Origin of the sequence: Duganella levis, assembly GCF_009857605.1 — a bacterium.
In the GTDB taxonomy this organism is placed as follows: domain Bacteria; phylum Pseudomonadota; class Gammaproteobacteria; order Burkholderiales; family Burkholderiaceae_D; genus Rugamonas; species Rugamonas levis.
Genome location: NZ_WWCT01000040.1, coordinates 17,700 through 27,650 on the forward strand (window position 1 = coordinate 17,700; position 9,951 = coordinate 27,650).

The following is a 9,951-nucleotide window of genomic DNA, read 5'->3' on the forward strand; positions in this document are numbered from 1 at the left end:
TCCGCAAGTCGCAAAGACTATGTCAAAAGGTAGCAGCGCTAATTGATGAGAATATGAGGTGTATCAAACGTGCGCCAGCGGTGGCACACAACCGCCGGGCTATTTACGCGCAGGCTTGCCGACTTCGGCAATGGCGTTCTGGAACTCGGCCAGATCTTCAAAGTTTTTATACACGGAGGCAAAGCGGATATACGCCACGTTATCGAGACGCTGCAACTCCTGCATCACCAGCTCGCCGATGTAGCCGGTTTCCACTTCGCGCTGACCGCTGGTCAGCAACTTTTCTTCGATCGACGCAATCGCCGCATCCACTGCCGGCGCCGCCACAGGACGCTTGCGCAAGGCCAGCTCCAGGCTGCCGCGCAACTTGGCTGCTGCATACTCAGTACGGCTGCCGTTCTTCTTGACCACATACGGCATCACCAGTTCGATGCGCTCATACGTGGTAAATCGTTTATCACATTTACCGCAGCGCCGCCGCCGGCGAATAGAATCCCCCTCCTCCGATACGCGGGTATCGAGGACTTGGGTATCTTCATGCTGGCAGAACGGACATTTCATAGTGGCGCTTTGGTCAAGTGACGCCGGCGGTGGCCGGCGTCACGGTACTGCAATTACTTGGCGTAGACAGGGAACTTGTCAGCCAGAACCTTCACCGCCGCTTTGACGCGCTCGATGGTGGCCGCGTCGTGCGGGTTATCCAGCACGTCAGCGATCAGGTTGCCGACTTGCTCCGCTTCCGCTTCCTTGAAGCCGCGGGTGGTCATCGCCGGCGAACCCAGACGCACGCCCGAAGTCACGAATGGCTTCTGCGGATCGTTAGGAATGCCGTTCTTGTTGGTGGTGATGTGGGCCGAACCCAGGATCGCTTCCGCTTCCTTGCCGGTCAGGTTTTTCGGACGCAGGTCCACCAGCATCACGTGCGACTCGGTACCGCCCGACACAATGCGCAGGCCGCGCTTGATCAGGGTCTTGGCCAGCACGTCGGCGTTTTTCACCACTTGCTGTTGGTACTCTTTGAACGCAGGCTGCAGCGCTTCCTGGAACGCCACGGCTTTACCGGCGATCACGTGCATCAGCGGGCCGCCCTGGATGCCAGGGAAGATGGCCGAGTTGATGGCTTTCTCGTGCTCAGCCTTCATCAGGATGATGCCGCCGCGTGGGCCGCGCAGCGATTTGTGCGTGGTCGAGGTGACGAAGTCGGCGTGCGGCACCGGGTTAGGATACAGGCCAGCAGCGATCAGGCCGGCGTAGTGCGCCATGTCGACCATGAAGTACGCGCCAACGGCTTTGGCAACGGCGGCGAAGCGCTCGAAGTCGATCTTTTTCGAGAACGCCGAGGCGCCGGCGATGATCAGCTTAGGCTTGTGTTCCTTGGCCAGCGCTTCCATGGCAACGTAGTCGATGTCTTCTTCCGGGGTCAGGCCGTAGGACACAACGTTGAACCATTTGCCGGACATATTCAGCGGCATGCCGTGGGTCAGGTGACCGCCTTCGGCCAGCGACATACCCATGATGGTGTCGCCCGGCTTCAGCACGGCGAAGAACACGCCCTGGTTGGCTTGCGAACCCGAGTTAGGCTGCACGTTGGCCGCTTCCGCGCCGAACAGTTTTTTCACGCGGTCGATGGCCAGTTGCTCCACCACGTCGACGTACTCGCAGCCACCGTAGTAGCGCTTGCCTGGATAGCCTTCGGCGTATTTATTGGTCAGTTGCGAACCTTGCGCTTCCATTACGGCTGGCGAGGTGTAATTTTCCGAGGCGATCAGTTCAATGTGATCGTGCTGACGGGTGTTTTCGTTTTGAATTGCGCCGAACAACTCTGGGTCTACGCTGGCGAGGGTGTGATCTTTTGCGAACATGAAAAAACTCCAATCGAATGAGTAACTTGTTACTGGCAGTTGGATCGAAAGAGAGAAGCCATAGCGGACCGGCAGCCTCTTCGTGCTTTCCATCGAGGGCTGCCCAGGCGAACGGCTGTTGAAATCTCACGTTTCCCGGTGGATGCCCACCTTTCGCCGATTGACCAAAACGCACCATTATGAGGCGGTTTTGAGGATCATTCCAGCTTTTCGCCAGTTACGTGAGACGTAATGGAACCCAAATTGTATTTGATGCGCCAGATTTGAGCAAGAATATGTATTGCATTAAAAGCAATTCAGCAGTTGACTGCGTTTGCGGCTACAATTTTGTCCACCTCTTCACTCACCCCAAGGACAGATCATGATCGTCTTCATCACCGGCGCCACCGCCGGCTTCGGCGCCGCCATGGCGCGCATCTTCGCCAGCAACGGTCACAAGGTTTTGATCAGCGGCCGCCGCGAAGACCGCCTGCAGGCGCTGTCGGCCGAACTGGGCGACGCCGTCCGTCCGATCGTGCTGGACGTCACCGACAAGGCATCGATCCAGGCCGCGCTGAACGGCCTGCCGGCAGAGTGGCGCGACATCGACGTGCTGGTCAACAATGCCGGCCTGGCACTGGGCGTGACGCCGGCGCAGACCTCGTCGCTGGAAGACTGGGACACCATGATCGCCACCAACGTCAGCGGCCTGGTGGCCATGACCCGCGCCATCCTGCCGGGCATGGTGGCGCGCAACAGCGGTACCATCATCAATATCGGCTCGATCGCCGGCTCGACGCCCTACCCTGGCGGTAACGTATATGGCGCCACCAAGGCGTTTGTCAACCAGTTCACGCAAAACCTGCGGGCCGACCTGGCCGGCACCGGCGTGCGCACCACCAACCTGGCGCCCGGCCTGTGCGGCGGCACCGAGTTCTCCAACGTGCGCCTGAAAGATGACGCGGCAGCGGCCAAGGTCTACGAAGGCACCACCCCGCTGAATGCCGAAGACATCGCCAACACCGCGTACTGGATTGCCACCCTCCCTCCGCATGTCAACATCAACCGGATTGACATGATGCCAACATGCCAAGGCTACGGCCCGCTGAACGTCAAGCGCAGCCTCTAACCCGGACACGGCCTCCCTTTGCTTAAGGGAGGCTTAGCCGGCACTTCAGCCATGAAATAATTGGTAAAGGGTTGTTACAATACTTGGCAAGTTGCAAGTAAACCGCTTTACTGTCGTCCAGGCACCGTTGCGCGCCAGTTGATAAAGTTCAACCAAAACAACAATATCGCGTAAAATGTTGCTCACTAATAAAAGTCCAAACAACATGCCAGCAGATTTCATCTGGAACGTCCGGGTCTATTACGAAGACACCGACGCCGGCGGTATCGTCTATTACGCAAACTACCTCAAGTTCTTCGAGCGCGCCCGCACCGAGTGGCTGCGCGCCCTCGATGTGAACCAGCACACATTACTGGCAGAACACGATACCTTGTTCGTCGTCAAAAGCGTCAGCGCGGAGTATCATGCGCCTGCGAAGCTGGATGATGAACTAAAATTAACAGTTAGCATCGAAAAGCTCGGCCGCGCCTCCATCGTCTTCCTGCAGGAAGCCTGGTGCGGCCAACAATTGCTGAACACGGCGCGGGTCAAGGTGGGCTGCGTCGATTCCGCCCTGCGTCCGCGCGCCGTTCCGACGGCCGTTGCCGACAAAATGCGCCAAACCAGTATCACCACCCAAACCGACTGATAAACAATGAACGTCACTCAAGACCTTTCTTTCCTGTCCCTCATCACCAATGCGCACCTGATCGTTCAATTGATCATGGCGCTGCTGTTCGTCATCTCGCTGACCAGCTGGACCTATATCTTCGGTAAACTGTTCGCCATCAAATCGGCGCGCCGCCTGACGGTGGAATTTGAAAAAACCTTCTGGGCCGGCGGCAACCTGCACGCGCTGTACCAGAACGCCGGCAAGGACCGCGCCAACAGCGGCCCGCTGGCGCGCATCTTCGAAGCCGGCATGGGCGAGTTCATCAAGTCCAAGGCGACCTACACCGCCAGCCGCGAAACCATGGACACCGGCGCCATCCTCGACAGCGCCCGCCGCGCCATGAAGGCCGCCTTCCAGCGCGAAATGGATGCGCTGGAATCGCACCTGGCCTTCCTGGCCTCGGTCGGTTCGGTATCGCCGTACATCGGCCTGCTGGGTACCGTGTGGGGCATCATGAACGCCTTCCGCGGCCTGGCCAATGTGCAGCAGGCAACCCTGGCCGCCGTCGCGCCCGGCATTGCCGAAGCGCTGATCGCCACCGCCATCGGCCTGTTCGCGGCGATTCCGGCGTTTGTCGCCTACAACCGCTTCTCGTACGACGTGGACCGCCTGGCGATCCGCTTTGAGAGCTTTGTGGAAGAGTTCTCCAACATCCTGCAACGTCAATCGCGTTAATCATCATGGGCTCCTCTTCCTCCGGTGGCATGCGCAGCGGCCGCACGCGCAAGCTGAAATCCGAAATCAACGTCGTGCCGTACATCGACGTGATGCTGGTGCTGCTGATTATCTTCATGGTGATGCCGTCGGCCAACGACCCGAGCGTGGTCGACCTGCCGAAGGCGGAAAAATCCACCAAGCCGCCAAGCGACTACGTGCAGATCGTCATCAAGACCAATGGCGCGCTGTCGATCGGCGTCAAGGGCAAGGACGAAGACGCGCCGGAAACCGCGCCGAACCGCGACGCGCTGGTCAAGAAACTGCGCGCCATCCATAACGACCATCCCGACTACCCGGTGCTGATCGCCGGCGACAAGGAAAGCAAGTACGACGACGTGATCCAGCTGATCTCGGAAGCGAAGAAGATGGGCATTAACCGGGTGGGCTTGTCCACCAAGTAAAACACAGTGCAAACGATGAAACCCGCAACCGCCGACGGTCCCTACAAGGTTCCGCGACAACACAATGGCCTTCGCTCCGGTCTGATGGCCGTGGCGATGCACGCCGTGTTGCTGCTGTTCCTGTGGGTGGGCGTGAGCTGGCAGAACAATGAACCGACCGAAGTCCAGGCCGAAATCTGGGACATGAAGGTGCAGGACGCCGCGCCACCGGCGCCACCGCCGGAACCGAAGCCCGAGCCGGAACCCCAACCTGAGCCGGAGCCGGTCAAGGCGCCGCCACCGCAACCGGTGCAGGCGCCGCCGGTGCCGAAGGAAGATCCGGAAATCGCGCTGGAACGCCTGAAGGCCAAGAAGAAAGAAGAAGACCGTCTGGAGAAGCTGGAACAGGCACGCCTGAAGAAAGAAGCCGACGAGAAACAGGCCAAGCTGGACGCCAAGAAAAAGGCCGACCAGAAGGCCAAGGAAGACAAGGAAAAGGCCGAGCAGGAAGAGAAGGACAAAGCGCTGGCCGCCGAGAAGGACAAGAAAAAAGCCGCCGCCGCCGAGAAACTGGCCAAGGAAAAAGCCGAGAAGGCCGACAAAGCCGCCAAGGACAAAGCCTTCGCCGCCGAGATGAGCCGCATTACCGGATCGGCCGCCAAAGGCACCACCGGCACGGCCGCACAATCGACCGGCGGCAAGGTTGATGGCGGTTATGCGTCCAAAATCCGGGCCAAGATCAAGAGCAATCTGGTCTACGGCTCGCAGGATGACAGCCTGGCCGCCAGCTACACGATTACCCAGCTGCCAACCGGGGAAATCATTGGTATCCGCAAGGTGAAAAGCAGCGGCTCGGCCGCCTACGACAACGCGATTGAAAACGCGATTAGCAAATCGTCACCACTACCAACAAAAAATGATGGTACGGTAGAGCGCGAAATTACCCTCGACTTCAAGCTGAAGGAAATGCACTGATATGAAAAAACTGAATATGCTCTACACCGGCCTGGTCATCGCCGCCACCATGGGCAGCGCACATGCCCAGATGCGGATCGAGATTTCCGGCGTCGGCAGCAACCAGATCCCGGTGGCGGTGGCCGGCTTCGCCAATGAAGGCGTGTCGCCACAGAAAATCTCCGAAATCATCAAGGCCGACCTGGAACGCAGCGGCGCCTTCAAGATCATCGACGCCGGCGTCATCAACGACGTCAACAACATCGACTACAGCGGCTGGAAAGCCAAAGGCGCCGATGCGCTGGTGGTCGGCACCGTCGACGCCCTGGCCGATGGCCGCTACGACGTCCGCTACAAGCTGCTGGACAACGTCAAGCAGACCAAGATCTCCAACCTGGACAAGGCCGTCACCGCCCAGTTCACCCGCTTGTCGGCCCACCTGATCGCCGACGACGTCTACTTCAAGCTGACCGGCATCAAGGGCGCGTTCTCTACCCGCATCGCCTACGTCAAGCAGGAAGGCCGTACCTACCAGCTGATGGTGGCCGACGCCGACGGCGAAAACGAACAGCTGGCGCTGCGCTCGAACGAGCCGATCATCTCGCCATCGTGGTCGCCGGACGGCACAAAGGTCGCCTACGTCTCGTTTGAACAGAAAAAGCCGGTGGTCTACGTGCAGAACCTGATCACCCGCGCGCGCACCGTGGTGGCCAACGAAAAAGGCAGCAACTCGGCGCCGGCCTGGGCCCCGAGCGGCAACAAGCTGGCGGTGGCGCTGTCGAAAGACGGCCACACGCAGATCTACACCGTCAACGCCGACGGCAGCAACCTGCGCCGCGCCTCCAACAGCCCTGGCATCGACACCGAACCGCAATGGTCGGCCGATGGCAACAGCATCTACTTCACCAGCGACCGCAGCGGCGGCCCGCAAATCTACCGCATGAACCCGGACGGCGGCGACGCCAAGCGCATCACCTTCGGCGGCGCCTACAACATCAGCCCGCGCATCTCGGCCGACGGCAAGACGCTGGCCTACATCTCGCGCCGCGACAACAACTTCCAGCTGTACGTGCTGGACCTGGCCAGCAGCCAGGAGTTGCGCCTGTCCGACACCACCAACGACGAATCGCCGAGCTTTGCGCCAAACGGCAAATACATCATGTACGCCACCCAGGCAGGCAGCCGCAAATCGCTGGCCGTGGTCTCGGTCGACGGTCGTGTCAAGCAACGCCTGACCACTCAGGCGGGCAATATCAAGGAGCCCACCTGGGGTCCGTTCATGCAGTAATTTTGTGTCACTACTAGGAGAATGATTATGCGTAAACTCAGCAGCTTAGCCTTTGCCATCACCACCGCCGCCATCCTCGCCGCTTGCTCGTCGACCCCGGTGAAAGAAACCGCGCCAGTACCAGTGGTTGAGCGTCCAGTCGACAAAGCAGTACAGCCACAAGCCGACACCCGCACCGTGGCGCCAGTGGAAACCAAATCGCTGGATCCGCTGGATGATCCAAAAGGCGTGCTGGCCAACCGCAGCGTCTACTTCGACTTCGACAGCTTCGTGGTGCGCGCCGATGGCAAGCCAGTGGTGGAAAACCACTCTGCCTACCTGGTCAAAAACAAAGCCCGCTCGATCCTGATCCAAGGTAACACCGATGAACGCGGTGGTTCCGAGTACAACCTGGCGCTGGGCCAGAAACGTGCGGAAGCCGTGCGCAAGTCCATGACCACCCTGGGCGTGCCGGAATCGCAGATCGAAGCCGTGTCGCTGGGTAAAGAAAAACCAAAAGCCGAAGGCCACAACGAAGAGGCATGGGCACAGAACCGTCGTGCTGACATCGTCTACAAGTAATCAAAAGCACTACCCTTTTGCCGGGTCACAGGCATAATACGGGGCGGCGCGCGGATTCAACCGCGCTCTGCCCCGTTTCCATTTAGATTAGTGTGAAAGCGCCCGACATGAAGAAACTGACCAAATCCGGCCTCAGCGCCGCCCTGCTGGCCGCGCTGACCTGGCTGCCGCTGCAAGCCCATGCCGGCCTGTTCGACGACGACGAAGCCCGCAAAGCCCTGCTCGACCTGCGCGCCAAGGTCGAAGCGATGCGCAGCGACCTGAACACCCGACTCGACACCAAATCCGACAAGTCCAGCACGCTGGACCTGGTCACTCAGAACGAGCAGCTGCAACAGCAGATCGCCCAGCTGCGCGGCCAGATCGAAGTGCTGGCCAACGACATCGCTAACGCCCAGAAGCGCCAGAAGGACTTCTACGTCGACCTCGACAGCCGCCTGCGCAAGCTGGAACCGCGCGAAGTGACCATCGACGGCAAGACCGCGCAGGTCGATCCGGGCGAGCAGCGTTCGTATGACGCCGCCAGCAAACTGTTCACCGCCGGCGACTACAAGGCGGCCGCCACCGCGCTGCAGGAGTTCGTCCAGCGCTATCCAGGCTCCAGCTACGCCCCGAACGCGCAGTACTGGCTGGGCAACTCCTACTTCGCCCAGCGCGACTGCAAGAGCGCCATCACGGCCCAGCTGGTGGTGCTGAAGAACTACCCGGACAGCCCGAAAGCGCCGGACGCCATGCTGAACATCGCCAGCTGCCAGACCGACCTGAAGGACAAGGCTGCCAAGAAGACACTGCAAGACCTGATCAAGCAGTATCCGGACTCGACTGCGGCAGAGACGGCGAAGCAGCGTCTCGGCGGCAAATAATTACCGCTGGGTATTTGACAGCTGGGTGACAGATCCTCTATAATCTCGCTTCTTTCGGGGGTCGTTAGCTCAGCTGGTAGAGCAGCGGACTTTTAATCCGTTGGTCGCAGGTTCGAATCCCGCACGGCCTACCATTCCGAAAGAACCTAGGTGAGAAGCCTATGGGTCGTTAGCTCAGCTGGTAGAGCAGCGGACTTTTAATCCGTTGGTCGCAGGTTCGAATCCCGCACGGCCTACCAAGAATTATCAAGGAAGCCCACGAATTTTGGTTCGTGGGCTTTTTTGTTTCTGGTCGCTCTCTGGTCAGTTGTGCGGCCAGGACGAACTTCCGCTCACAGGGCCGCGAGCACCTCGTCGGCTGTCAGTGACCGTGAGCCTACTAGATCGACTGCTTTCTCCAATTCAAGATGGCTGTATCTATTCGCCTCTCCCCGACGGGTCCCTGCCAATCCGTCCAGAAGTCTACCGTACCGCCATTTGGCTTCACCAACGGCTCATCGACGCGAATTCGACTCGGAAGCAAGCTGGCATCCCCTACAATCAGCGCTTCACCAGTATCGAGTGTTGGCAAAATATCGCTAAAACTACCTAAACTATCTGGCAGAAGCTTCTTAATCACGGCCTGATCATCGGCATTCGTAAGACGCATCGATATGAAATTACTGCACTGACTCAACATGGTCTTATTGACCTCTGATGGACGCTGGCTAATTACCAATAAGCTGACCCCATACTTTCGTCCTTCCTTAGCGATACGCTCGAAAATGCTAATAGAGATATCATCGCTTGCATCCGCATCCGAACGATTCGGAATATAGAGATGCGCCTCATCACAAAGAAGTGCGACGGGGTGGCGCAGGTCCGATGGAGTCCATTGCTGTATCGCAAAAGCCAACCTAGCTACGAGCGACACGATGAGCGGCAGGACATCCGAAGGAACTTCGGAAAAATCAATTATCTTTACACCTCCAGCGCCCTTCTCTGCCGTACTCCCAAAGATGGCGGCGGCGAGATGCGACAGCCAATCAAAATGCAGCGTATCAGCACCTCCCTGAAAGAGGAAACCTAATCGGCGGTCAGATATCTTATTCTCCAACCGGGCAATCATTCGGCTTAGCTTACCGTTAAACTCCCCCATTTTTTCTGAGCCAGCCTTAGCACCGGGAACCATCTCATTATTTATCGCCTCCAAAGAAGCCAATAAGGCATCCACGGCAAACGGAACAGGACTATCGATAGTAAAGTCGGCTAATAATTCCTTGTGATCACCAGCAGTGAGGTATGCGGTCTTCGCGTTGTTGACTTCACGCGACATTAGCATCGCCTGATTCGGTGCATTTTGATCACTTCTATCCACGAAAAGAGCAACTAGCGCTTCATAGGACAAAAGCCAATAAGGAAGATATATAACTCCATCTGCAAGCGTCTTCTTGGCAACAATGTTGATTTGCATCCAAAACTGACCCACTTTGCCGCATAATTTGCACACGAAACTGACCCACGTTTAATTCACAATCCTACTCATGACATTGAGTGGGGAATTGGAGTGATCGACGTGGCATTACT

General features: G+C 58.4%; 11 protein-coding genes, 2 tRNA genes and 1 riboswitch. Of the genes, 10 read left to right on the top strand and 3 right to left on the bottom strand.

What is annotated here, in order from left to right; translation table 11 throughout:
• Positions 1 to 99: 99 nt before the first annotated feature.
• Together nrdR and glyA are read right to left on the bottom strand one after the other, a co-directional pair.
• Positions 100 to 561 (bottom strand): transcriptional regulator NrdR, encoded by a 462-nt coding sequence (nrdR, locus tag GTP69_RS29135; RefSeq protein ID WP_110849851.1) that lies wholly within the window; start codon positions 559 to 561, stop codon positions 100 to 102.
• A 53-nt stretch (positions 562 to 614) separates the two neighbouring features.
• Positions 615 to 1,862 carry a serine hydroxymethyltransferase gene (glyA, locus tag GTP69_RS29140; protein ID WP_161058140.1) on the bottom strand — a complete coding sequence of 416 codons (1,248 nt, stop codon included), beginning with the start codon at positions 1,860 to 1,862 and terminating at the stop codon, positions 615 to 617.
• Between the two features lie 94 nt (positions 1,863 to 1,956).
• Positions 1,957 to 2,093, bottom strand: a riboswitch (ZMP/ZTP riboswitch).
• A gap of 130 nt (positions 2,094 to 2,223) precedes the next feature.
• Between glyA and GTP69_RS29145 the strand changes: the two genes are divergently transcribed.
• From GTP69_RS29145 to GTP69_RS29190, 10 genes are all read left to right on the top strand, one after another.
• A complete protein-coding gene (locus GTP69_RS29145) occupies positions 2,224 to 2,970 on the top strand; it encodes an SDR family NAD(P)-dependent oxidoreductase (protein WP_161058141.1) in 747 nt (248 codons plus the stop codon).
• 205 nt (positions 2,971 to 3,175) lie between these two features.
• On the top strand, positions 3,176 to 3,598 hold the full coding sequence (gene ybgC / locus GTP69_RS29150; protein WP_161058142.1) for a tol-pal system-associated acyl-CoA thioesterase: 423 nt from the start codon (positions 3,176 to 3,178) through the stop codon (positions 3,596 to 3,598).
• Positions 3,599 to 3,604: 6 nt separating this feature from the next.
• A complete protein-coding gene (tolQ, locus tag GTP69_RS29155) occupies positions 3,605 to 4,297 on the top strand; it encodes a protein TolQ (RefSeq protein WP_110849855.1) in 693 nt (230 codons plus the stop codon).
• 5 nt (positions 4,298 to 4,302) lie between these two features.
• Positions 4,303 to 4,740 (top strand): ExbD/TolR family protein, encoded by a 438-nt coding sequence (locus tag GTP69_RS29160; protein ID WP_202424620.1) that lies wholly within the window; start codon positions 4,303 to 4,305, stop codon positions 4,738 to 4,740.
• Between the two features lie 15 nt (positions 4,741 to 4,755).
• Positions 4,756 to 5,694, top strand: a complete 939-nt coding sequence (gene tolA, locus GTP69_RS29165) for a cell envelope integrity protein TolA (RefSeq protein WP_161058143.1) — start codon at positions 4,756 to 4,758, stop codon at positions 5,692 to 5,694.
• Between the two features lies 1 nt (position 5,695).
• Positions 5,696 to 6,961 (top strand): Tol-Pal system beta propeller repeat protein TolB, encoded by a 1,266-nt coding sequence (gene tolB, locus GTP69_RS29170; protein WP_161058144.1) that lies wholly within the window; start codon positions 5,696 to 5,698, stop codon positions 6,959 to 6,961.
• Between the two features lie 27 nt (positions 6,962 to 6,988).
• Positions 6,989 to 7,522: a peptidoglycan-associated lipoprotein Pal gene (pal, locus tag GTP69_RS29175; protein ID WP_161058145.1), complete on the top strand. Its 534-nt coding sequence runs from the start codon at positions 6,989 to 6,991 to the stop codon at positions 7,520 to 7,522.
• A gap of 107 nt (positions 7,523 to 7,629) precedes the next feature.
• Positions 7,630 to 8,385, top strand: coding sequence for a tol-pal system protein YbgF (gene ybgF, locus GTP69_RS29180; RefSeq protein ID WP_161058146.1), 756 nt, complete (start codon positions 7,630 to 7,632; stop codon positions 8,383 to 8,385).
• A 58-nt stretch (positions 8,386 to 8,443) separates the two neighbouring features.
• Positions 8,444 to 8,519 (top strand) — tRNA-Lys (locus tag GTP69_RS29185).
• 29 nt (positions 8,520 to 8,548) lie between these two features.
• Positions 8,549 to 8,624, top strand: a tRNA-Lys gene (locus tag GTP69_RS29190).
• Positions 8,625 to 8,764: 140 nt separating this feature from the next.
• On the opposite strand, the gene GTP69_RS29195 is transcribed toward GTP69_RS29190, so the two are convergent.
• Positions 8,765 to 9,838: an ATP-binding protein gene (locus GTP69_RS29195; RefSeq protein ID WP_161058147.1), complete on the bottom strand. Its 1,074-nt coding sequence runs from the start codon at positions 9,836 to 9,838 to the stop codon at positions 8,765 to 8,767.
• Positions 9,839 to 9,951: the final 113 nt, after the last annotated feature.

Coding starts and splice junctions, on each gene's coding strand:
- ybgF (WP_161058146.1), top strand. CDS start 7,630: ATGAAGAAACTGACCAAATCCGGCCTCAGCGCCGCCCTGCTGGCCGCG.
- tolQ (WP_110849855.1), top strand. CDS start 3,605: ATGAACGTCACTCAAGACCTTTCTTTCCTGTCCCTCATCACCAATGCG.
- glyA (WP_161058140.1), bottom strand. CDS start 1,862: ATGTTCGCAAAAGATCACACCCTCGCCAGCGTAGACCCAGAGTTGTTC.
- nrdR (WP_110849851.1), bottom strand. CDS start 561: ATGAAATGTCCGTTCTGCCAGCATGAAGATACCCAAGTCCTCGATACC.
- GTP69_RS29195 (WP_161058147.1), bottom strand. CDS start 9,838: ATGCAAATCAACATTGTTGCCAAGAAGACGCTTGCAGATGGAGTTATA.
- tolA (WP_161058143.1), top strand. CDS start 4,756: ATGAAACCCGCAACCGCCGACGGTCCCTACAAGGTTCCGCGACAACAC.
- GTP69_RS29160 (WP_202424620.1), top strand. CDS start 4,303: ATGGGCTCCTCTTCCTCCGGTGGCATGCGCAGCGGCCGCACGCGCAAG.
- GTP69_RS29145 (WP_161058141.1), top strand. CDS start 2,224: ATGATCGTCTTCATCACCGGCGCCACCGCCGGCTTCGGCGCCGCCATG.
- pal (WP_161058145.1), top strand. CDS start 6,989: ATGCGTAAACTCAGCAGCTTAGCCTTTGCCATCACCACCGCCGCCATC.
- tolB (WP_161058144.1), top strand. CDS start 5,696: ATGAAAAAACTGAATATGCTCTACACCGGCCTGGTCATCGCCGCCACC.
- ybgC (WP_161058142.1), top strand. CDS start 3,176: ATGCCAGCAGATTTCATCTGGAACGTCCGGGTCTATTACGAAGACACC.